At 62.3% G+C, this 18,914-nt stretch carries 14 protein-coding genes; 6 read left to right on the forward strand and 8 right to left on the reverse strand.

Going from position 1 to position 18,914, the window contains the following annotated elements:
* The 5 genes from J3Q04_RS05030 to J3Q04_RS05050 form a co-directional block, all read right to left on the reverse strand.
* A complete protein-coding gene (locus J3Q04_RS05030; RefSeq protein ID WP_434611652.1) occupies positions 1-1,485 on the reverse strand; it encodes a GGDEF domain-containing protein in 1,485 nt (494 codons plus the stop codon).
* Positions 1,486-1,631: 146 nt separating this feature from the next.
* Positions 1,632-3,011, reverse strand: coding sequence for a heavy metal sensor histidine kinase (locus tag J3Q04_RS05035; protein WP_420765411.1), 1,380 nt, complete (start codon positions 3,009-3,011; stop codon positions 1,632-1,634).
* Positions 2,986-3,660 (reverse strand): heavy metal response regulator transcription factor, encoded by a 675-nt coding sequence (locus J3Q04_RS05040; protein WP_420765410.1) that lies wholly within the window; start codon positions 3,658-3,660, stop codon positions 2,986-2,988. Before J3Q04_RS05040 ends, J3Q04_RS05035 begins: the two co-directional genes overlap by 26 nt.
* 9 nt (positions 3,661-3,669) lie before the next feature.
* Positions 3,670-6,783 carry a multidrug efflux RND transporter permease subunit gene (locus tag J3Q04_RS05045; RefSeq protein WP_434607635.1) on the reverse strand — a complete coding sequence of 1,038 codons (3,114 nt, stop codon included), beginning with the start codon at positions 6,781-6,783 and terminating at the stop codon, positions 3,670-3,672.
* The gene (locus tag J3Q04_RS05050) at positions 6,780-7,937 is read right to left on the reverse strand and encodes an efflux RND transporter periplasmic adaptor subunit (protein WP_434560503.1); all 1,158 of its coding nucleotides are present in this window, start codon (positions 7,935-7,937) and stop codon (positions 6,780-6,782) included. The genes J3Q04_RS05045 and J3Q04_RS05050 overlap by 4 nt, the downstream gene beginning before the upstream one ends.
* 230 nt (positions 7,938-8,167) lie before the next feature.
* Here J3Q04_RS05050 and J3Q04_RS05055 point away from each other — a divergent pair, with 230 nt between their 5' ends.
* Positions 8,168-8,422: a hypothetical protein gene (locus J3Q04_RS05055; RefSeq protein ID WP_420765407.1), complete on the forward strand. Its 255-nt coding sequence runs from the start codon at positions 8,168-8,170 to the stop codon at positions 8,420-8,422.
* A gap of 27 nt (positions 8,423-8,449) precedes the next feature.
* Here the strand turns inward: J3Q04_RS05055 and J3Q04_RS05060 are convergent, their stop codons facing one another.
* Positions 8,450-9,418 carry a LysR family transcriptional regulator gene (locus tag J3Q04_RS05060; RefSeq protein ID WP_420765406.1) on the reverse strand — a complete coding sequence of 323 codons (969 nt, stop codon included), beginning with the start codon at positions 9,416-9,418 and terminating at the stop codon, positions 8,450-8,452.
* 319 nt (positions 9,419-9,737) lie between these two features.
* On the opposite strand from J3Q04_RS05060, the gene J3Q04_RS05065 reads away from it, so the two are divergent.
* The 4 genes from J3Q04_RS05065 to J3Q04_RS05080 are packed head-to-tail and all read left to right on the forward strand — an operon-like array spanning position 9,738 to position 14,565.
* Complete coding sequence (locus J3Q04_RS05065) at positions 9,738-11,309, forward strand: efflux transporter outer membrane subunit (RefSeq protein WP_434607632.1); 1,572 nt, start codon at positions 9,738-9,740, stop codon at positions 11,307-11,309.
* The gene (locus J3Q04_RS05070) at positions 11,303-13,501 is read left to right on the forward strand and encodes an FUSC family protein (protein WP_434607630.1); all 2,199 of its coding nucleotides are present in this window, start codon (positions 11,303-11,305) and stop codon (positions 13,499-13,501) included. Before J3Q04_RS05065 ends, J3Q04_RS05070 begins: the two co-directional genes overlap by 7 nt.
* A complete protein-coding gene (locus tag J3Q04_RS05075) occupies positions 13,491-13,691 on the forward strand; it encodes a DUF1656 domain-containing protein (protein ID WP_003205331.1) in 201 nt (66 codons plus the stop codon). The genes J3Q04_RS05070 and J3Q04_RS05075 overlap by 11 nt, the downstream gene beginning before the upstream one ends.
* Before the next feature lie 10 nt (positions 13,692-13,701).
* Positions 13,702-14,565 carry an efflux RND transporter periplasmic adaptor subunit gene (locus J3Q04_RS05080; protein ID WP_434607628.1) on the forward strand — a complete coding sequence of 288 codons (864 nt, stop codon included), beginning with the start codon at positions 13,702-13,704 and terminating at the stop codon, positions 14,563-14,565.
* A 35-nt stretch (positions 14,566-14,600) separates the two neighbouring features.
* On the opposite strand, the gene J3Q04_RS05085 is transcribed toward J3Q04_RS05080, so the two are convergent.
* Positions 14,601-15,425: an SDR family oxidoreductase gene (locus J3Q04_RS05085; RefSeq protein WP_434607626.1), complete on the reverse strand. Its 825-nt coding sequence runs from the start codon at positions 15,423-15,425 to the stop codon at positions 14,601-14,603.
* A gap of 31 nt (positions 15,426-15,456) precedes the next feature.
* Complete coding sequence (locus J3Q04_RS05090) at positions 15,457-15,921, reverse strand: multidrug transporter (protein ID WP_434560493.1); 465 nt, start codon at positions 15,919-15,921, stop codon at positions 15,457-15,459.
* A 166-nt stretch (positions 15,922-16,087) separates the two neighbouring features.
* Between J3Q04_RS05090 and J3Q04_RS05095 the strand changes: the two genes are divergently transcribed.
* Entirely contained in the window at positions 16,088-18,847 is a 2,760-nt protein-coding gene (locus tag J3Q04_RS05095) for an RHS repeat domain-containing protein (protein ID WP_434607624.1), read from the forward strand.
* The last annotated feature ends 67 nt before the right edge of the window (positions 18,848-18,914 follow it).

An 18,914-nucleotide genomic window follows, 5' to 3' on the forward strand; every position in this document is an offset into this window, starting at 1 on the left:
CTACATCGCGCAGACGACCCGATTGCGTCCGCTGGCCTTGGCCTGGTAAAGCGCCTTGTCGGCGGCGAACAGCAATTCTTCCAACTCGCTGTAAGGCCCCTGGACCCAGGTGGCGATGCCGATACTGACGGTCATGGGCATCTCGCCAGGCATCTGTTCCACGGCCTCGCGAATGTTCTGCGCCGTCGTGAATGCCCCGGCCGTCGTGGTTTCCGGCAGTACCACCGAGAATTCCTCGCCACCGTAACGCGCCGCCAGGTCGGCGGGGCGACGGACATGCTCGCCAATCAACTGAGCCAGGCTTCGCAACGCCTCGTCACCGCGTTGATGGCCGAGGCGATCGTTGAATGTCTTGAAGTGGTCCGCGTCGATCATCAGGACTGACAACGGCTGGCCGGAGCGTTGGGCGCGCAGCCATTCCAGTTGCAGCATGTGGTCCAGGGTTCGACGGTTGGCCAGGCCGGTCAGAGGATCGACAGACGCCAACTGGGCCAACTCCCATTCGGCGTTGCGGCGGCGTTTCAATTCCCGGCGCAGCAGCCAGGTGAGCCAGAGCAGGCTGATGCACAGCGCGCCAGTGGCGCCACTGACCAGAAGCGCCGTGCGTTGCCACGAGGCGAAGACTTCTTGGGAAGAGAGCGCGACCACCACGATCAGCGGCAAGTCACCCACCTGGGAAAAGGTATACAGACGCTGGGTCTGGTCAACGCTGGATAGGCCTGTGAAGCTGCCGTCGCCTTCGCGCAGGATGCGTACGAAGTTTGGCCGTTTGCTGAAATCCTTGCCGATCACGTCTTCGGCCAACTGCGGTTCTTGCGCCAGCAGGATACCGTCGCGGCTGACCAGGTTGACCGTCCCGCCGTGACCGATGTTCAGGCTCTTGAACAGTTGGTTGAAGTAATTCAAGCGCATCGCGGCTTCGGCCACGCCCATGAACTCGCCACGTTCGTCGTTCAAGCGATAACTGAAGCTGATCCGCCAGTCGTGGGGTTCGCTACGGGCGCGGAAGGGCCGGCTGATCATCATGCCCGGGCGTGGATCCTGGAGATGAGACTGGAAATACTCCCGGTCGGCGTAATTACCTTTGCGTGGCTGGATCGAGGCGGAATCGGCGATCACATCACCACGCTTGTCGAGCAGCAATATGTCGCCTTTATAAGGCGCGGCGGTGGCGCGGTCGAAGAGAGCGAGATGACGGATCGTGGGTGATACATCATTCAGGTCGTCGCGCTTTGCGGCAGCGACAAGACCTTGCAATGACAAGTCATAGAGTTCGACATTGCGCAGCACGTCGGCGTCGATCAGTTGCACGATGTTGCTCGCCGCACGGATCGCGGCCTGCTGGGCGCTGGCGTGTTCACGGATCAGCAAGAACGTCACGATACTCAGGATGGCAATCACAGCCAGCGAGCTGGCCAAGACGAGTACCCGTTCCGAACGTATTGGAAGTGGGATATTGGCAGGTGTTGCAGTGCTCGCGCTCATGATTCCGATCTGCATTGTCATATGGCTGGGATCCTTCCCATAGGCTGCTCATCCACAGCCGCGGATGACTGGCATCAAACAATGCTGGCCTTTTGCAAGATTGTGCTTGTGACACCGGAATTGAGCAATCCACATCGTGGCTTATTTCAAGCCGGCAAACGGATCCCGAAGGTGTTTGCGCCCCGCTCGCTGTGTACGAAAACGTCGCCGCCATGCATCAGCGCAATGGCCTTGACGATGGCCAGGCCCAATCCATGGTTGGCGCCGCTGTTGCTGCGGGAGGCGTCGACGCGATAGAAGCGCTCGAACAAGCGCGGCAAGTGCTCTCCATCGATGGGCGCGCCGGGGTTGGTGACGGCGAGGGTGATCTGATCGCCGATGGCTTCGATGCGCACGGCGATCACCTGGCCGGGCGCGGTGTGCTGGACGGCGTTGCTGAGCAGGTTGATCAAGGCCCTTCGCAGGTGGGCGATTTCGATGGTGGCCTGGGCGTCGCCACTGACGTGAACCTCGACCTGGGCGTCTTCCAGGATGAAGTCCAGGTAGTCGAGGGTGGTTGCCACTTCGTCGGCCAGGGAGGTCGTGATCAGCTTGGTGGCCTTGCTGCCCTGGTCAGCACTGGCCAGGAACAGCATGTCGTTGATGATGGAGCGCAAGCGTTCCAGCTCTTCGAGGTTCGATTGCAGCACTTCGAAGTAATGCTCCGCCGAGCGCCCCCGGGTCAGCGCCACTTGCGTCTGGCCGATCAGGTTGGTCAACGGCGAACGCAGTTCATGGGCAACGTCGGCGTTGAATGATTCCAGCCGGGAGTAAGCCTGCTCGACCCGGTCGAGAGTGGCGTTGAACGAGCTGACGAACTGGCCGAGCTCCGGTGGCAATGGAGACAATCGCAGCCGCCCGCAAAGGCGCGGTGGCGCCAGGCGTTGGGCTTCGTCCGATAACTTGATGAGCGGCTTGAGCCCGATGCGCGCCACCCAATAACCCAGCAACGAGGCCAGCAGCACACCGATACAGGCCAGGCTCACCAGGGCCACCAGCAGGTGGTGTTGGGTCTGGTAGAACGTCTCGGTATCGATGCCGATCATGAATCGCAGGGGAGGGCGCTGGTCCTTGGCGGGGAACTGGCTCACGAGGACTTTCATTGGATAGTGCCGGTCGGGCAACATCAGGTCATGCTTGCCCAAGGGGCCCTGGGCGACGGCGCGAATCCGAGGATCGGGGCTGCCATATTCAAAGCGCGGGTCGCCGCTGACGATCCAGAAATGGATGCGCTTGTCTTCCTCCCCCAGTAACCGCAGCTTGTTGTTGATCTTCACCCAATGCTCGGGCGTGCCATAACGACCCACGGTGGATTCAAGCACGCTGTAGCGGGCGTCGAGCTCCGCTTCCGGCAGCAGGCCCAGGCCTTTGTCGACCTGCTGGTACAGTGCACCGCCAATCAACAGGAACACCAGCGCCGCCACCAGCGTGAAGAGCCCGCTCAGGCGCAGCGCGATGCTGTTACTCACCTCGATTCTCCAGCACATACCCCATCCCACGGATGGTGTGCAGAAGCTTGTGCTCGAAAGGACCGTCCAGCTTGGCCCGCAGGCGCTTGATCGCAACTTCCACGACGTTGGCGTCGCTGTCGAAGTTGATGTCCCAGACCATCTCGGCAATGGCGGTCTTCGAAAGGATTTCGCCCTGGCGACGGGCGAGGACGCTGAGCAGCGAAAACTCCTTGGCGGTGAGGTCCAGGCGCTGCCCGGCCCGGGTAGCCTTGCGGCTGATCAGGTCGATCCACAAATCGGCGATGCTCACCTGCACCGGCTCGTGGGCGCTGCTGCGGCGGGTCAGCGCTTGCAGGCGCGCCACCAGTTCGAGGAAGGAAAACGGTTTGCCCAAGTAATCGTCGGCCCCGTCGCGCAGGCCCTTGATACGGTCCTCGACCCGTTCGCGGGCGGTAAGCATGATGACCGGTGTCTGCTTGCGGGCGCGCAACGCACGCAGCACGCCAAAACCGTCCAGGCCAGGCAGCATGACGTCGAGCACGATCACTGCGTAATCGCTTTCCAGGGCCAGGTGCAGCCCTTCGACGCCATCGCGTGCCACGTCCACGATGTAGCCTTGTTCGGTCAGGCCGCGGTGCAGGTAGTCGGCGGTTTTTTCTTCGTCTTCGATGATTAGAACGCGCATGGCCCGGCCTCAGTCTGTATTCGCCAGCGCCGCCGTCGGCGCAGGGCCGTTTCGAGGGGCGGGTCGATGTAACAGTCGTTCAAGCCACAAGTATATGACCGGTGTGGTGAACAACGTCAGCGCCTGGCTCACCAGCAAGCCACCGACCACGGCAATGCCCAACGGCTGGCGCAGCTCTGCGCCGGCGCCATAGCCGAGCATCAGCGGCAGCGCACCGAGCAGCGCGGCGAGGGTGGTCATGATGATGGGGCGGAACCGTGTCATACAGGCCTGGAAGATCGCATCCTGGGGCGTCATCCCGCCGTTTCGCTGGGCGTCGATGGCGAAGTCGATCATCAGGATCCCGTTCTTCTTGACGATCCCGATCAGCAGCACCAGCCCAATCAACGCCATGATCGAGAAATCCTGACCCAGCAGCCAAAGCATGATCAGCGCGCCAAGGCCGGCCGAGGGCAGCGTGGAGATAATGGTCAACGGATGCACGAAACTCTCGTAGAGCACGCCGAGGATGATATAGACGGCCACCAGGGCGGCGAGGATCAGCCATGGCTGGCTTTTCAGCGAACTCTGGAAGGCTTGGGCCGCACCCTGGAAATTGCCGGTGATGGCCGCAGGCATGCCGATTTCGTTCTTGGCCTGGTCGAGCAGCCGCACCGCATCACCCAATGCCACGCCTGGTGCCAGGTTGAACGACAGGTTGGCGGCCGGGAACATGCCATCGTGGGCAATCGACAACGGGCCGTTGGTGGGAGCGTCGAAGCGGGCGAGGGCGGAGAGCGGCACCATCTCCCCGGTCAGGGGCGAGCGCAGGTAGAAATACGCCAGGCTTTCGGCCTTGCCACGCTGTTGTGTGTCGAGTTCGAGAATCACGTTGTACTGGTTGGTCTCGGTCTGGAACTCGTTGATCTGCCGCTGGCCGAACGCGTCATACAGCGCCTGGTCGACATCCGTGGCGGTGAGGCCGAAGCGCGCCGCTGCACTGCGGTCGATGTTGATGTGGGTGATGCTGCCGCCCAGTTGCAGGTCATTGGAAATGTCGCGGAACGCCGGAATGCTGCGTAGCTTGTCGGTGAGTTTCTGCGTCCAGGCGTTGAGGGTCGGCCCGTCGTTGCTCTTGAGCACGTACTGATACTGGGCGCGACTGGGGCCGGAACTGAGGTTGATGTCCTGCCCGGCCCGCAGGTACAGCACCACGCCGGGAATCTTCAGCAACTTGGGTCGGATCCGATCGATGAAGCCGCTGGCTGATACATCGCGCTGGCCCCGAGGCTTCAGGGCGATCCAGAAACGGCCGTTGGCGATGGTCTGGTTGTTGCCCGAGACACCGACGGAGTGAGAGAAGGTCTGCACCGCCGGGTCGGCGGCAACGATCTCGGCCAGGGCCTTGTGCTTGGCCACCATGTCCGGGAATGAGATGTCGGCGGCGGCTTCGCTGGTGCCGAGCACCAGGCCCGTGTCCTGTACCGGAAAGAAGCCCTTGGGGATGAACACGTAGCCCACCACCGCCAGCGCCAGGGTCAGGCCGAACACACCGATCATCAGCTTCTGGTGAGCCAGGGCCCGGCGTAGGCCTCGTTCATACCAGCCCAGCAGGCGTTCGCCGAAGCCCGGTTGGGCGTGAGCGGGGTGCTTTGGCGCGCGCATGAACAAGGCGGCCAGGGTCGGCGCCAGGGTCAAGGACACCACCACCGAAATCAGGATGGTCGAGGTAGCCGTCAAGGCAAACTCTTTGAACAGGCGCCCGACCACGCCGCCCATGAACAAGAGCGGAATGAATGCCGCCACCAGCGAGAAGCTGATGGACACCACGGTGAAGCCGATTTCCCCGGCGCCCTTGATGGCCGCCTCGCGCATGCCCTCGCCGGCTTCCAGGTGCCGGTGGATGTTCTCCACCACCACGATGGCATCGTCCACCACGAATCCCACCGAGATGACAATCGCCACCAGGGTCAGGTTGTTCAGGCTGAAGCCCATCACGTACATCAGGGCGAAACTGGCGATCAACGACACCCCGAGCACCGCCGAGACGATCAGGGTCGCCGAGAGCTGGCGCAGGAACAGCGCCATCACCGACACCACCAGCAGCACCGCGATCAGCAGGGTGATTTCCACTTCATGCAACGAGGCGCGGATGGTCTGGGTGCGATCGATCATGACCTTGACCTGCACTGCGGCGGGGAGCATGGCCTCCAGGGTGGGCAGCGCCGCCTGGATGCGGTCGACGGTCTCGACGATGTTCGCCCCCGGTTGGCGGAAGATGACCAGGTTGACCCCGGGCTGATCCTCGGACCAGGCCTGGACGTAGGCATTTTCCGAACCGTTGACGACTTTGGCGATGTCGTTGAGATGAACCGGCGCCCCGTCCCGGTAGGCCACGATCAGCTCACCGTATTCCTCGGGCTTGAACAACTGATCGTTCGTGGACAGCGTAGAGATGCTCGACTCGCCGTACAGCGCACCCTTGGCCAGGTTGAGGCTGGCCTGCTGGAGGGATAGGCGAACGTCGGCCAAGGTCAGGCCAATGGCCGCGAGTCGGTCGGCCGAGGCCTGGACCCGGATCGCCGGGCGCTGCTGGCCGGTGATGTAGATTTGCCCGACGCCATCGATCTGGCTGATCTGGCGGGCGAGCAGGGTCTCGACGTAGTCACTCAGTTCGGTGCCGGGCATCAGGTTGGAGCTGATGCTGTAAATCAGCACCGGGCTGTCCGCCGGGTTGACCTTGCGCCAGGTCGGCAGGTTCGGCATGTCGTTGGGCAGCTTGCCCGCGGCGGTGTTGATGGCGGCCTGGACTTCCTGGGCGGCGGTGTCGATGCTCTTGTCGAGACTGAATTGCAGGGTCAGGTTGGTCGAGCCCAACGCGCTGCTGGAGGTCATTTGGGTAATGCCGGGGATGGCGCTGAATTGCACCTCCAGCGGGGTCGCCACCGACGAAGCCATGGTCTCGGGGCTGGCACCGGGCAGTTGCGCATTGACCTGGATGGTCGGGAATTCCGCTTCGGGCAAGGGCGCGACAGGCAAGCGAGGAAAGGCGATGAGCCCCAGCAGCACCAGGGCGAACGTCAACAGCACCGTGGCGATGGGATGGTCGATGCACCACGCCGATACCGAACCACGCCCCTTCATGGTTGCGCCTGCCCGGTCTTCGCCACGGCGGGCGGGTCGCCGATCACCTGGACGCTGGCGCCTGGCTTGAGCCGTGACTGGCCGTCGCTCACCAGTTGGTCACCCGCGTTCACGCCGTTGATGATGTGCATGTCGCTGTCCTGGTAAACCATTTCAACCGGCACGCTCTCCACCTTGTCGCCGTTGACCCGGTAGACGAAAGGTTGCTCCAGCCCACGCTGGACGACGGTCGGCGGCACCACCAGCGCACCCTTGTCGACGGCGGTCTGGATTTTCAGCGTGACCAACTGCCCCGGCCACAACCGTTGTGCGGCGTTATTGAATTCGGCCTTGGCCCGCAGGGTTCCGGTGCTGGTATTGACCTGGTTGTCGATGAGGCTGAGTCGGCCTTCGCCGAGCAATTGCCCGGTGGCCCCGTCGGCGCCGATGTAGGCCTTGACCAGTGCCTGGTCCGGGGCAGCGATCAGTCGCTGCAGCGTCGGGAGCATCTGTTGCGGGAGGGAAAACTCCACGGCGATCGGGTCGATCTGGGTCACGGTGAACAACCCTTCGGTGTCGCTGGTGCGCAGGAAATTGCCTTCATCCACATTGCGAATGCCGACACGGCCAGTCACCGGCGAGCGGATTTGGGTGTAGGACAGTTGCACCTGCGCCGAGTCGATGGCCGCCTGGTTACCCTGGGCGGTGGCCTTGAGTTGGTTGACCAGCGCCTGTTGCTGGTCGTAGGTCTGCCTGGATACGCCATCATCGACACTCAGCACTTTGTAGCGCTTGAGGTTGACCTGGGCCACCGCCAGTTGTGCCTGGCTTTCACCGAGTTGGGCGCGGGCCTGGTCGAGGCTGGCGCGGATGGAACGGTCGTCGATGGTTGCCAGCAGATCGCCTTTCTTGACCAATTGTCCTTCCTTGACCAGCAGCTTGGTAAGGATGCCGTCGACCTGCGGACGGATCACCACGCTGTGCAGCGACAACACCGTGCCGATCCCACTGGCAAAGCGCGGCACGTCCTTTTCCACCACGCTCACGACCTTTACCGGTACGGCGCTGGCAGCACTAGGTTTGGTGGCGGCGGGTTTCATCGAGAACCACAGGACCAGTGCGCCCAAGGCGACCAACAGCGCGACGAGCAGGACGGTTTTTTTCTGAATGTGCATGGATGCGAAGAGCCGGTTCGGGACGGTGGGATTTCTATCTGTCTTATATAGCGTTGCGAGGCGGTCAGGAAGGTGACGGCTAGCTGTCAGGGCTGTCAGTTTCGTCCCGGTTTTCCGTCGGACGGAGCGCCGCTATGGAATCTGCTTCGTGGCACCGCGATTCCGGGCGGGTATACTGCTGCGTTTCGCGGCTCACCTAGCGAGCCCGGCATACCCGCCCGGAGCCTTACATGACTTCCCCGACACCATCGTCCGCGGACGAACGCTTGCAAGGCGAACCGTCTGCCCAGACGGACAGCGATGTTTCCAGCGCTGAAGAAAAACCGGCGATCCCGGCGTTCAAGTTTCCCTTCAAGCCCGGCGAACTGGCGGCCGCCAAGGGGGCCGGGCAACAGCCTTGGTACAAGAATGGCGCAAAGAACGGCCATACCAAGACCCCCGGCGCCGCGCCTCCCGGTACGCGTCGCTCGATGGGCAAACGCTGATATTGTCCCCCGGCGCCGGTCGCGGATTCAGTTAGCGACCCGTGGCCCCGTCAGGCTTCCACTCAATTCATAAGCCGTCAATTCGGCCTGGTGCGCCGCCAGAATCTCCGGCAACGATCCCCTCAGGTACTCGACCCACGTCTTGATCTTCGCATCCAGGTACTGGCGCGATGGGTAGATGGCGTAGAGGTTCAGTTCCTGGGAACGGTAGTTGGGCATGACCCGCACCAGCGTGCCGTTGCGCAGACCCTCGATGGCGGCGTACACCGGCAGCACACCCACGCCCATGCCGCTGGTGATGGCGGTTTTCATGGCATCGGCGGAATTCACCAGGAACGGTGAATTGTTGACGGTGACCATTTCCTGGCCTTCCGGGCCGTCGAACACCCATTTCTCCAGCGGAATGACCGGACTGACCAGGCGCAGGCAGGCATGGTTGAGCAGGTCGGCGGGTTTCTGCGGGCAGCCGCTGGCCTTCACGTAGGCGGGCGATGCGCAGACGATGCTGTAGGTGATTCCCAGGCGCTGGGAGACGAAGCCTGAATCGGGCAGTTCGCTGGCGAGCACGATCGAGACGTCGTAACCCTCGTCGAGGATGTCCGGCACGCGGTTGGCCAGGGTCAGGTCGAAGGTGACATCCGGATGGGTCTTGCGATACCGGGCGATGGCGTCGATCACGAAATGCTGGCCGATGCCGGTCATGGTGTGCACTTTCAATTGCCCGGCCGGACGCGCATGGGCGTCGCTGGCCTCCGCTTCCGCTTCTTCGACGTACGCCAGGATCTGCTCGCAACGCAGCAAGTAGCGCTTGCCGGCCTCGGTCAGGGCGATGCGTCGGGTGGTGCGATTGAGCAGGCGGGTTTGCAGATGGGCTTCCAGGTTGGAAACCGCACGCGAGACATTGGCCGTGGTGGTGTCGAGCTGCGCGGCGGCGGCGGTGAAGCTGCCGGCTTCGGCAACACAGCTGAACGCACGCATGTTTTGCAAGGTGTCCATGGAGGGCTCTCTTGGGAGGTGTCAAATTGTGACATGAAGTTACAGCGTGACGGGACCCGACTTATTGATTATCGCGTTTACGGTAACAAAGATTCACAGAAAGGTCGGCTTATCGCTATCGGGGGCGGTCCCTAGAATTGCTGCCAATGCAGAGCGATCTGGTGTCAAGGACCTGTGGGAGCGAGCTTGCTCGCGATGGCGTCTGTGCATTCACTTCAGTGTTGTATGCGAGGACCCCATCGCGAGCAAGCTCGCTCCCACAGGCCTTGCAGTCATCCGCAGACCGTCGTCAGCCCCTTCTTTTAGGAATATTGCGCCCGTGCCGCGTTGCATCAGCAGAGAGCTGAAGACTCTCAGTGTTTGGGTTTTGACGTTAACCATCAGTGGTTGCATCGGCACGGGAGCAATTGCGCCGCAAGGCAAGGCGTTGTCGCCCGACCAATTGGCGACCGACGAGGCGATTCGCGAGGCTGCCCACGACGCTCATTGGCCCAACCGCCAGTGGTGGAAAGCCTATGGCGACCCGCAACTCGATCGTTGGATCGATTTGGCCGTGCCAGACAACCCGAGCCTGGCCATGGCCGCCGCGCGGGTCCGCCAGGCCAGGGCCATGGCCGGAATCGCCGAGGCCGCCGAGTCACTGCAGATCAATGGCGAGTCCACACTCAAGCGCCACAACTGGCCCACCGACCAGTTCTACGGCCCTGGCGAGCTGGCCGATACCACTACTTGGGACAATAACGCCGCCCTGGGGTTGAGCTACGCCCTGGACTTGTGGGGTCGCGAGCGCAATGCCAGCGAGCGGGCCGTCGACGTGGCCCATGTCAGCGTCGCCGAGGCGCGCCAGGCGCAGTTGGAATTGCAGAACAACATCGTGCGCGCCTATATCCAGTTATCGCTGCACTATGCCCAGCGCGACATAGTCGCTGCGACCCTAGGTCAGCAAGAGCAGATCCTCGAACTCGCACAGAAACGCCTGGATGGTGGCATCGGCACGCACTTCGAAGTCAGCCAAGCCCAAGGGCCATTGCCCGAAACCCATCGTCAACTCGACGCCCTCGACGAAGCTATCGCCTTGAGCCGCAATCAACTGGCCGCGCTGGCGGGAAAGGGACCGGGAGACGGTGCGCGCTTGCACCGTCCGACCCTGGCCTTGGGTGCTGCCTTGAAGCTGCCGTCCACGTTGCCCGCCGAACTGCTCGGCCAACGCCCGGATGTGGTTGCCGGACGCTGGCAAGTGGCAGCCCAGGCACGGGGTATCGATGTGGCCCGGGCCGGCTTTTACCCCAACGTCGATCTGGTAGGCAGCCTGGGCTACATGGCCACCGGCGGCGGGGCGCTGGAGTTCCTGACCGGCAAGAAACTCACCTACAACGTCGGCCCGGCGATCTCGTTGCCAATCTTCGACGGCGGTCGCCTGCGTTCGCAATTGGGCGAGGCGACCGCCGGCTACGATATTGCCGTGGCGCACTACAACCAGACGTTGGTGAACGCACTCAAGAGCATTTCCGACCAGTTGATCCGCCGCGAGTCGATGGACAAACAACAGGCTTTCGCCGCCGAGTCCGTTGCCGCGGCACAGCGCACCTATGACATTGCGCTGGTCGCGTTCCAGCGTGGGCTCACCGATTACCTCAACGTGCTCAATGCCCAAAGCCTGTTGTTCAAGCGACAACAGGTGCAACAACGGGTGGAGGCGGCGCGCCTGAGTGCCCATGCCGATCTGGTCACCGCGTTGGGCGGCGGGCTGGAGGCTGGCAGTGACATGCCTGTTGCAAGCAATGGCCCATGGCGAGGGAGCTTGCTCCCGCTGGGCTGCGAAGCGGCCCCGGTTTCCGCCCATGGGTGTTGCACACCCAAGCGCGAGCAAGCTCCCTCGCCACGATGCTGAGTGCTCCTTCCGTGACGTATTTACTCATGCTGTATCGCCTCGAATGGCGCCGTGGTTTCTTCGACTGGGCCCGCAGCGACGGCGTGACCTGGGTCTACATCTTCAAGGTCTTGCTGGCCGCGTTCCTCACGTTGTGGCTGGCGATGCGCCTGGAGCTGCCGCAGCCGCGCACGGCGATGATCACGGTGTTCATCGTCATGCAACCGCAGAGCGGGCAGGTGTTCGCCAAAAGTTTCTATCGCTTGCTCGGCACGTTGGCCGGCTCGGCGGTGATGGTTGCGTTGATCGCCTTGTTCGCCCAGGACACCGAGCTGTTCCTCGGGTGCCTGGCGATCTGGGTGGGCATCTGTTCGGCGGGGGCGGCGCGTTATCGCAACTTTCGCGCCTATGGTTTCGTGCTGGCCGGCTACACCGCGGCGATGATCGGCCTGCCGGCCCTGGCCCATCCCGAGGGTGCCTTCATGGCGGCGGTCTGGCGGCTGTTGGAAATTTCCCTGGGGATCCTCTGTTCCACCGCGGTCAGCGCCGCGATCCTGCCGCAAACCGCCAGTGCCGCCATGCGCAACGCGCTTTACCAGCGCTTTGGTGTGTTCGCCCTGTTCGTCACCGACGGCTTGCGCGGGCGCAGCCAACCCGAGGCATTCGAGGCGCGTAACGTCGGTTTCATCGCCGAAGCGGTGGGCCTGGAGGGCCTGCGCAGCGTGACGGTGTTCGAAGACCCGCACATGCGCCGGCGCAACGGCCGGCTCAGCCGCTTGAACAGCGAATTCATGGGCATCACTACCCGATTCAACGCCTTGCACCAATTGCTCGAAAGATTGCGCACTGGCACGGCGGACTCGGTGGCGAGCGCCATCGAGCCCGGATTGCAAACCCTCGCCGAACTGCTCGATGGTTTCAGCGCACGGCCCTTGATTGATGCTGATGCGGCGCGCTTGGCGGCCGCGTTGGCAGACTACAAGGCCGACTTGCCGGCCCAGGTCCGTCGACTGCGCGCGCAGTTTTTGGAGACGGATCCCAGTGACGCGCAGCAGTTGGATTTTCATACCGCCTACGAGCTGTTATATCGGTTTGTCGAAGACCTGCACGGCTACGCCCAGACCCACGCATCCCTGGCCGACAACCGCCACGAACGCGAACGCTGGGACGAGCCCTTCGTGTCGCAGACCAACGGGTTGGCGGCAGCCGCTTCCGGTTTTCGCGCTGCGTTCATCCTCTTGGTGCTGGGCAGCTATTGGGTCGCCACCGCCTGGCCGAGCGGCGCGACCATGACGATGATTGCCGCTGCCACCGTCGGGCTGTCCGCCGCCACGCCGAACCCCAAGCGCATGGCGTTCCAGATGGCCTGCGGCACGTTGTTAGGGGCGCTGATCGGCTTCGTCGAAATGTTTTTCGTCTTTCCATTGATCGACGGTTTTCCCTTGCTCTGCGTGATGCTGACGCCGGTGATCGTCGTGGGCTCGTTCCTCAGTTCCCGCCCGCAATACGCCGGAGTCGGGCTGGGGTTGCTGATCTTTTTCTGCACCGGCTCGGTGCCGGACAACCTGACGGTCTACAACCCGTACACCTTCATCAACGATTACATTGCAATGATCCTCGGCATGCTCGTATGTGCCGCCGCCGGCGCGATTATCCTGCCGCCAAACAGCCGCTGGCTGTGGCGTCGGCTTGAACAGGACCTGCGCGAACAGGTGGTGTTCGCCATCAGCGGCAAGCTCAAGGGCTTGGCCTCGGGTTTCGAGAGCCGCAGCCGGGACTTGCTGCACCAAGCCTACGGACTGGCGGCGGGGCAACCCCGAGTGCAAAGGGATTTGCTGCGCTGGATGTTCGTAGTGCTGGAAATCGGCCACGCCATCATCGAGTTGCGCAAGGAGCAGGCGACGCTACCGGTGCATCCGGCCTACGCCGAGAGCCAGCCATGGCGCCAGGCGATTCGGGGGATGGGGCGTGCGCTGGTGCGGCTGTTCCGCCAGCCCGGCCAGAACAATCTGGAGCGTGCGCTGGTGGCGGTGGACCACGCCATCAGCCGCGTGCAGGCCACCGACGAACCTTTCGCCCCGCATTTCGACACCTCGGCCCTGCGCCGGGTGAAAAGCTACCTGCACTTCATACGTACCTCTTTGCTAGACCCGCAATCGCCATTGGCCGGCCATGCCATGCCGCTTTCCCAGGAACCTGAACATGCCCCGTGAAATCGCCTTCCACGGCGTCTACATGCCCACCATGACCTTGATGTTCTTTATCGCCGCCGGCCTGGCCTGGGCGTTGGATCGGTTCCTGTCGGGGTTGGACCTGTACCGTTTTTTCTGGCACCCGGCGCTGCTGCGCCTGAGTCTGTTTACTTGTCTGTTCGGCGCGCTGGCGCTGACGGTCTACCGTTGAGATCGATGCGATGAAAAAGTTTTTCAGCCTGCTGGCGACGTTGTTGATCGTGGCCCTGGCGCTGTGGATCGGCCGGACATTGTGGGTGCATTACATGAACACGCCCTGGACCCGCGACGGCCGGGTACGGGCCGACATCATCAATGTCGCTGCCGATGTCAGCGGGGAGGTGGTCGAGGTGCCGGTGCGCGACAATCAGTTGGTGAAAAAAGGCGACCTGTTGATGCGCATCGACCCCGAGCACTACCGCATCGCGGTGAAGCAGGCGCGCTCCCTGGTGGCGTCACGCAAGGCCACCTGGGAGATGCGCAAGGTCAATGCCCATCGGCGCGCCGATCTGGACAGCCTGGTGATCTCAAGGGAGAACCGTGACGACGCCAGCAACATCGCCGATTCAGCCCAGGCTGACTACCAGCACGCCCAGGCGCAGCTGGAGGCGGCCGAGCTGAACCTGGCCCGCACCGAGGTTCGCGCGGCGGTCGACGGATACGTCACCAACCTCAACGTGCACCGTGGCGACTACGCGGGCATCGGCGAGGCAAAAATGGCCGTGGTGGATATGAATTCGTTCTGGGTCTATGGCTTCTTCGAAGAGACCAAGCTGCCCAAGGTGCGGGTCGGGGATTCCGCGCAATTGCAGTTGATGAGTGGCGAGGTGCTCAAGGGCCACGTGGAAAGTATTTCCCGGGGGATCTACGACCGTGACAATCCCCAGAGCCGTGAGTTGATCGCCGACGTGAACCCCACGTTCAACTGGGTACGCCTGGCCCAACGGGTGCCGGTGCGCATTCATCTGGACGAAGTGCCGGATGACGTGCTGCTGGCGGCGGGGATGACCTGCACCGTGGTGGTGGAGCCATACAGTCACCGCTAATTCCCTCGCCACAACGGCAAATAAGACCGGAACGATTACAGTAACCGACCCAAACCGAACCGCTTCATCAAGCCTTTCTCCAGTAACCCCTTGGGCAGCAGGCCGGCCATCAGCGGCAATGCACGACTGCCATTGCCCAGGCGCAGCAGGCGGGGTGGCTTGGGCTGTTGGATAGCCTTGAGCAGCGCGGCGGCGAATTCGCTGGCCGGGGTCGGGTTGTCCTGGGATGCCTTGGCGCGGGCACGAATGCCGTCGCGCAGCGGCCACCAGGGCGATTGCTCACTGATCAACTGTTCGGCCTCGTGCCCGGCGTTCTTGGCGAAGCTGGATGCGATGGCGCCGGGCTGGACTTCCATCACGCGGATGCCGAACGGCGCCAGTTCCATGCGCAACGCATCGCTCAGGGCGTGTACCGCTGCCTTGGAGGCGCAGTAGGCGCCGGCGAATGGAGTGACCAGCACACCGGACACGCTGCCGATATTGACCACCAACCCATTGGCCTGGCGCAGCACGGGGAACAATGCGCGGGTCACGCCGACGATGGCGAACACGTTGGTTTCGAACTGGCGCTGCATGGCCGGCACGCCGCCGTCCAGCAGCGGGCCCATGGCGCCATAGCCGGCATTGTTCACCAGCACGTCGAGGCCGCCGTGTTGCTGGTTGATCCGCTCGCTCAACTGCTCCAATGCCTGGCCGTCGTTGACGTCCAGTTGCACCGCTGTGAAGCCGGCAGCGCTTAGCTGCGCCACGTCTTCGGTCTTGCGCGCGCTGGCCCAGACCTGGTAACCGCCGGCCTTGAACGCGTCGGCGAGGGCGCGGCCGATGCCGCTGGAACATCCGGTGATCAACGCAACGGGCATGGCGCTTTCCTTGGGTAACGTTGTGATGGAATCAGTTGGAAAAACTACCCTGCAACCGCTCGGCGCGAAACTCCAAGGTTTGCGGGCGATAGCCGGGGCGCAACGGCGGCAACGGCAGGCAGTCTTGCCAGTCGGCGCCTGGTTGCAGTTCGCCAGGGCCGCGATAGCGGGGTGAGCTGTAGACGTTTTCGGCCAGGTTGATGGTGTCGCCGGGCGCATAGGCCGCTATACGCCAGTGCAGCTCGGTCAACGGCACGTCGTTGCCATTTTTCAGGCTCAACGACAGCGGACGATCAGCAGGGCAGCGCTCAGGCGCATAGGCAATGCGCACATCCAGGCGATCCAGTTGCCGGGTTTCGCGGTTTTCCTGCCAAAGCACCCACGCCGCGACCAGCCCCAGCCCGACGAACGCCGCCAGGGAAACCGGCAAGGCCTTGGCCGGGTAGCGTAATAGCAGGATGAGCCAGGTGATGACCAGCGCGACGCCGATAAGCATGTTGAAGCCTCCGTTCCTATCGCCACATCCTACCGAAGGGCGCGGGCGATGGATATTCATCTGCCCTGCACCGTCCGTCGTCACTGTCATACATGACAGTAGGCAGCCTTGCGCGACCGTTGGTTAGATGTGCCGGGTTACCTGGCACTTTACGGAGCTGCTGCTGATGGGCATGGATCATCGAACGCCGACGTTAATCGCTGTCGACTCGCGTAGCTTGCCGGTTCGTTCGATTGGCTATTGCCGCAGCCGTGCGGATAGCCCCGCGCAGCGGCGCATCAACCGCAGCCTCTTTGACGTGGCTGGGCACGCGGTGAAACAGTGGGATCCGCGTTTATGGATCTTGCAGGAAAACGACGAATCGACGCCCGCCAATCTCTCAATGCTTTATTCACTGTCCGGCACGACGCTGCGGGCAGACAGCGTTGATGCCGGTCGGCAGACCGATCTGCCGGGTTTCGCCGGTGAAGTTCTGCTGGGTTGGGACAGCCGAGGGACGCAGCGCGACCTGCTCCATGACGAACTGCTTCGCCCCGTGGCGGTGTTCGAACAAGGCAGCGGGCAGCCGCGCCGGTGTACCGAACGCCTGACGTATGGCTATCCGGGCCAAGGCGATCAAGCCCACAACCAGTATGGGCAATTGATCCGCCACGACGACACGGCGGGCACCTTGTCACTGGCATCCTTTGCCTTGACCGGGCAAAACCTCATGCAGGATCGCCGCTTCATCCTCGATGCGGCTCTGCCCGATTGGCCGGAAGCCGAGGGCGATCGCGAGCACCTGCTGGAGCCTGGAGACGGCGCCGTTTCGACGTGGCGCGTTGGGCCGTTGGGTGATGTGCTGGAGCGGGTCGACGCCAGGGGCAATCGACAACGGCAAGGCCTTACGCTCGATGGCCGGCTGTCCGGCAGTCAATTGCTATTGGAGGGGCAAGACGATTGGCAGGCGTTGGTGAGCGACATTCGCTACGACGCCCAAGGACAAATCGAGCAGGAAACAGCCGGCAACGGCGTGCAGACCTCACTTACGTATGACCCAGAGGACGGACGCTTGTCGGAACGTCAAGCCAAGCGTACCGCCCAGGTGTTGCAACATTTGCGCTACGACTACGACCCCATGGGCAATGTGTTGAGCATCGAAGACCAAATCCTGCCGATCCGCTACTTCGCCAACCAGCGCATCGATCCGATCAGCCGCTTCACGTACGACAGTCTTTACCAACTGATCGAAGCCACGGGTTGGGAGGCGGGAACGGTCAACCAGGGCCCGGATTCGGTGGGACGCAACGACCCGGCGGCGGTCAGCAATTACCGACAGGCCTACCGCTACGACGAGGCCGGCAACCTGTTGGAGCTGACTCACGTCGGCGCCCAAAGCCATGGCCGGGAAATCAAAGCAGCTCGCCACAGCAATCGCTGCCTGCCTTACCGCAACGGCGTGCCGCCCACCGAGGATGAAATCGCCGCCGCGTTCGATGCACGGGGCAATTGCCTGGAGCTGGACGCCGGTCGGTTCTTGGCCTGGGATCTGCGCAACCAGTTGAGGTCGGTCACGCCCATCGAGCGCGACTCGGGGCTCAACGACAGCGAAGCGTATGTCTACGACGGCGGCGGACAACGGGCGCGCAAACTTCGCACCTTGCAGACCGGCACCCGCACGCTGGCTGCCGAGGTGCGATATCTGCCGGGGCTGGAGTTGCGTGCCGAGAGCGGCACGGGCGAGGCATTGCAAGTGATCGTCGCCCAGGGCGGGCTCAGCGAGGTTCGGGTGTTGCATTGGGAAAGCACGCCGCCCACCGGGAAGAATGATTGCTACCGATACAGCGTCGCCGATCATCTGGGTTCGGTGAGCCTGGAGCTGGCCGAGGACGGGCGGATCATCAGCCAGGAGCATTTTTATCCGTTTGGCGAAACCGCGTATCTGGTTGGGGAAAATGCAATCGAGGTGGGTTACAAGACGGTGCGTTATTCGGGCAAGGAACGGGATGCAACGGGGCTTTATTACTATGGCTTTCGTTATTACATCCCATGGTTGCAGCGCTGGCTGAATCCGGACCCGGCTGGCGCGGTCGATGGTTTGAATATGTATCGTATGGTCAAAAACACTCCCGTGACTTTCGTTGACGGTGACGGGCTCATGCCTGAGAAGCAGAACAGAGGAGATGTCAGTAAAATAAGAAGTCTGTTTGAACCTGCCCGCACGACTCGAGACGCTCCAACGACCCTTGCCAAGGGAGGGACCGAGAACCGCGCATTTACGGCGAAACAAAATCCGCCTCCCTTTACGCTGGGGCTAGTGTCTGAGCGGTCGGTGAGACCGCCACTAGAAAGCACCAGTTCGGCAGAGATGTATGAGGCTGCGCAAACTCCCTCGATTGAGGGAGGAAAGATGCTGGTCGGCCCGCATACCCTAACACTTACCCCGTCCGGCAAAGTTTTGGCAATGAGAGGCGATGACCGTTCTCCTGAACAAATATTGAAAGCCGGCGGCTTTTATCCCAGAGATAACCGAGGCCTGGAAATCAAGAAGGATTTTCGGAACGCAGTGGTGAGCAAAGGTTTCAATACGCTCGCCAGTGAACATGTAAGAAGTCCGGTCCCAGGTTATGTGTCTTTGGGAATGGACGAGGATTCTGGCGGGTATGGCGACACCAGAAATTATCTGTATCGAATGGAAATTCCTGGGCTAAAAGAGCGCGAGATCAACAATCGGACCTTAGGTCTTCAACAACCGTTTGAGTTCAAACCGAAAGGACGGCTGAGTGCTCGCCTTCTGATGAGCGATGACTCGCTTGAGAACGCCGACTTTGTTGCGATGATTCCGCCTGTAACAGTAGAACTCACTTTCATCACGCCAATTCCGGCCGCTTATATAGTTTCTTACCGGAAAAGAGGCACTAAAGAATGGATTCCCTTCCCTGGATGATATTGGGGTTCGTCTTGATTGACAGGAACATAAAAAAGCCCCCACCCAGCCCGCTGCGGATAGGGGA

This window comes from Pseudomonas sp. D4-21, from assembly GCF_051132125.1.
GTDB lineage: Bacteria > Pseudomonadota > Gammaproteobacteria > Pseudomonadales > Pseudomonadaceae > Aquipseudomonas.

Coding starts and splice junctions, on each gene's coding strand:
- J3Q04_RS05030 (WP_434611652.1), bottom strand. CDS start 1,485: ATGAGCGCGAGCACTGCAACACCTGCCAATATCCCACTTCCAATACGT.
- J3Q04_RS05035 (WP_420765411.1), bottom strand. CDS start 3,011: ATGTGCTGGAGAATCGAGGTGAGTAACAGCATCGCGCTGCGCCTGAGC.
- J3Q04_RS05040 (WP_420765410.1), bottom strand. CDS start 3,660: ATGCGCGTTCTAATCATCGAAGACGAAGAAAAAACCGCCGACTACCTG.
- J3Q04_RS05045 (WP_434607635.1), bottom strand. CDS start 6,783: ATGAAGGGGCGTGGTTCGGTATCGGCGTGGTGCATCGACCATCCCATC.
- J3Q04_RS05050 (WP_434560503.1), bottom strand. CDS start 7,937: ATGCACATTCAGAAAAAAACCGTCCTGCTCGTCGCGCTGTTGGTCGCC.
- J3Q04_RS05055 (WP_420765407.1), top strand. CDS start 8,168: ATGACTTCCCCGACACCATCGTCCGCGGACGAACGCTTGCAAGGCGAA.
- J3Q04_RS05060 (WP_420765406.1), bottom strand. CDS start 9,418: ATGGACACCTTGCAAAACATGCGTGCGTTCAGCTGTGTTGCCGAAGCC.
- J3Q04_RS05070 (WP_434607630.1), top strand. CDS start 11,303: ATGCTGAGTGCTCCTTCCGTGACGTATTTACTCATGCTGTATCGCCTC.
- J3Q04_RS05075 (WP_003205331.1), top strand. CDS start 13,491: ATGCCCCGTGAAATCGCCTTCCACGGCGTCTACATGCCCACCATGACC.
- J3Q04_RS05080 (WP_434607628.1), top strand. CDS start 13,702: ATGAAAAAGTTTTTCAGCCTGCTGGCGACGTTGTTGATCGTGGCCCTG.
- J3Q04_RS05085 (WP_434607626.1), bottom strand. CDS start 15,425: ATGCCCGTTGCGTTGATCACCGGATGTTCCAGCGGCATCGGCCGCGCC.
- J3Q04_RS05090 (WP_434560493.1), bottom strand. CDS start 15,921: ATGCTTATCGGCGTCGCGCTGGTCATCACCTGGCTCATCCTGCTATTA.
- J3Q04_RS05095 (WP_434607624.1), top strand. CDS start 16,088: ATGGGCATGGATCATCGAACGCCGACGTTAATCGCTGTCGACTCGCGT.